Genomic DNA, 574 nt, shown 5'->3' on the forward strand with positions numbered 1-574 from the left:
CCCTGCGCGACGGCAGCGAGGAATACCTCGACTCCGAGAAGTACCAACTCCGCCCCCGCGACTGGGACACAGCCGACAGCATCACCCCCCTGATCACACAGCTCAACCGGATCAGGCGAGCGAGCCCCGCCCTGCGCCAGTTGCGCGATCTCCACTTCCACCACGCGGACCAGGAAGCGGTGATCGCGTACTCGAAGCGGAGCGGCTCGAACACGGTTCTGGTGGTCGCCAACCTCGACCCTCACCACACCCAGGAGGCCACGGTCTCGTTGGACATGCCGCAACTCGGCCTGGAATGGCACGAGTCGGTGCCGGTGCGCGACGAGCTCACCGGCGAGACCTATCACTGGGGCAGGGCGAACTATGTGCGCCTCGAACCGGGCACTCGCCCCGCGCACATCCTCACCGTCCTGCGACCGTCCACCCCGCAGACCGGAGGGTCACCCACAACATGATCGTCAACGAGCCCGTCCAGGACACCTTCGAGGACACCCCCGCGAAGGACCGGGACCCCGACTGGTTCAAACGTGCCGTCTTCTACGAGGTGCTCGTCCGCTCCTTCCAGGACAGCAAC

At 66.2% G+C, this 574-nt stretch carries 1 protein-coding gene; it reads left to right on the top strand.

Annotation, left to right across the window (positions count from 1 at the left end; genetic code table 11):
• On the top strand, nucleotides 1–455 hold a 455-nt coding region (locus TN53_RS41890; protein ID WP_046264146.1), incomplete at its 5' end, for an alpha-glucosidase C-terminal domain-containing protein.
• Between the last annotated feature and the right edge of the window lie 119 nt (nucleotides 456–574).

The sequence above is a fragment of the Streptomyces sp. WM6386 genome (assembly GCF_000972385.1).
In the GTDB taxonomy this organism is placed as follows: Bacteria; Actinomycetota; Actinomycetes; order Streptomycetales; family Streptomycetaceae; genus Streptomyces.